Source organism: Rhizobium sp. BR 249 (genome assembly GCF_047445895.1).
GTDB lineage: Bacteria > Pseudomonadota > Alphaproteobacteria > Rhizobiales > Rhizobiaceae > Rhizobium.
Window position 1 is genome coordinate 1 of sequence record NZ_JARWKX010000051.1, and the last position, 2,418, is coordinate 2,418.

Annotated in this window: 2 protein-coding genes; one reads left to right on the forward strand and one right to left on the reverse strand. The window is 60.5% G+C overall.

The window, feature by feature from the left end; translation table 11 throughout:
* Window positions 1-83 precede the first annotated feature (83 nt).
* Window positions 84-776: a MerR family transcriptional regulator gene (locus QD408_RS27085; protein WP_414141422.1), complete on the reverse strand. Its 693-nt coding sequence runs from the start codon at window positions 774-776 to the stop codon at window positions 84-86.
* 444 nt (window positions 777-1,220) lie between these two features.
* Between QD408_RS27085 and QD408_RS27090 the strand changes: the two genes are divergently transcribed.
* Window positions 1,221-1,973, forward strand: a complete 753-nt coding sequence (locus tag QD408_RS27090; protein WP_414141423.1) for a pyridoxine 5'-phosphate synthase — start codon at window positions 1,221-1,223, stop codon at window positions 1,971-1,973.
* The last annotated feature ends 445 nt before the right edge of the window (window positions 1,974-2,418 follow it).

Genomic DNA, 2,418 nt, shown 5'->3' on the forward strand with positions numbered 1-2,418 from the left:
GTTGGGGAGGGGTCTTGGTTCGGGGTACGAACCGGACAGTCATGATTTAAAGGGGACGGGGACGGTGGCGGCCGTCGGGGGCGTCAGGCCTGCACGATGCCGAGCAGGACGGCCTTGGCGATTGCCTGGAAGCGGTTGTTGGCGCGGAATTTCAGGATGATTCCGGCTTCGAGATCCTTGGTCTCGTCATGCTTCAGGTCGAGCGCCCGGGCGATGCGCTGGGTGGAATAGCCCTCGGCCATCAGTTCCAGACAGCGAAGCTCCGGCGGGGTGAGGCTGGAACTGTCCTGATTGTCGTTGAGCGGCGTCATTTCCATGCTGCCGTCGAAATCCAGGAGGTCGCCGACCTGCTGGAGCTGGCGGTGCAGCGTCGACATCTCGGCCGTCAGCTCGCGCTTGCGTACCTGCAGGGCCTCGCGGAACATCGATTCGGCCCGTTCCTGCGAATCGGCCTTGCGAAGCTCGTCCATCAATTCCTGGATGACGGCGATCGGCATGCCCGTTTCGCGGCAGACGGTGATGACGGCCATGCGCATCACGTCGTCCTCTCCGTAGACCCGCATCAGGCCGATGCGATTGGCTGAGATCAATCCCTTTTCTTCGTAGAAATGCAGTGTCCTGTGCGTGACGCCGAATGCGTTTGCCATATCGGCAATTGGCACGGGACCATCAGGCAGATCCGGCGGCAGCGCAGCCGAAGGCAGAAACCGGTATCTGGACCGGGCCTCCGAAGCGATACCGGCGGTAGCAAACAGGCGTTTGGAACCGTCTGGCATGAACCCTCCTAGGGCATGTTGTTGCACCTCATGCGGTTTGCCAGTTGCTTCCCGGTCGCGGCGAGTGGGGTTTTCCTCTGAGCGTTCTGGTATGGGAAAAGAAGCAGTACGCGGCCTACGTTTACGCGACACAATGTCCACGTTATGCGTGAACGATCTTTTTTATAAGTGCTAAAAATAATCTCTTTTAAATGGGATAGCAACGTGACGGCATGTTTTGCAGGCTTTGCGTGACGGGCCGCCGCAAAAGCACGCGCTGCGCCGGCGCATCAGCCGGGCTTCTTCGAAGGCGACGGGAACTACTATTTACGGTACGCCGCTGTACTGTAATGCCGATCCATCAGCGATCGGTATTGCATCCATCTGCGATTCTCGTTGGCCATCGCCGGGCACTTGGCTTAAAAGCGGGGCCTCCCGTTTTCCGAGACCGATGGATCATCCGCCATGCCAGCCAAGCTCTCCGTCAACCTCAATGCCGTCGCCATGCTGCGCAACCGGCGCGATCTGCCCTGGCCGAGCGTCGAAGCGCTCGGGCGGATCGCCCTTGCCGCGGGCGCCAGCGGCCTGACGGTGCATCCCCGCCCCGACCAGCGCCACATCAGATTTTCCGACCTTCCCGTCATCCGCAACCTGATCGACGACGAATTCCCGAAGGCCGAGTTCAACATCGAGGGTTATCCCACCGAGGAATTCCTCAAACTCTGCGCGGGTGCCGCGCCCGAGCAGGTGACGCTGGTGCCGGACGATCCTTCGCAGGCGACCTCCGATCACGGCTGGGATTTCCGCAAACACCAGGCGTTCCTCACCGATGTCGTCGCGCGGCTGAAGAAGATGGGATGCCGGGTCTCGCTCTTTGCCGACGGTGACGGCGACGCGGAAGCAGTCAAGATCGCCAAGGCGGTCGGCGCCGACCGGATCGAACTTTACACCGGCCCCTACGGCGGCTGCTACGACGCGCCGGAACGGGCTGTGCCGATTCTCGAGGCGCTGGGGAAAACGGCGGATGCGGCGCTGGCGATCGGCCTCGGCGTCAATGCCGGGCATGATCTGACGGTGGCGAACCTACCTGATCTGGTGAAGCGTATTCCGGATCTCGCCGAGGTTTCCATCGGCCATGGGCTGACTGCGGATGCGCTGGAATATGGCATGGCGGAAACGGTGCGGCGGTTCTGCAGGGCTTGCGGGCAGAAGGTTTGAGAGAGGTCGTTGCCTCAGTTTTTGACCGGAATCGAGACATGGCGTTTCTGGCCGTAGGCGCAGTATACGTATCGGGTCTTCCGCGCCCAAGGACTTGGGCGCACTGGATTCCTGTGACAAGCACAGGAATGAGGGAGAGTAAATTAAGCGCCTTCGGCAGAATTTTCCGTTGCCATTGAGGCAACAGGTGATGGGAAGTCCTAGCTCTCCTCCCTTGTATCTGCACGTTAGCGATTTCGTGCGATGGAAGCGATTGAGCCTCTGGTCGGGTGGCCACCCGACCAGAGGCGTGACGAAGTCGCCCGTCCCCCCTCCGGTTACAACCGTGGATGAGCCTGGGATCTTCGTCATCGTCACGCACGACCGAATAGTCGCTTGGTTCCAATCGCACGCACAAGGCAGGTTACCGTGAACAGAGTTATATGTGGAGTGGATGTTTCGAAGG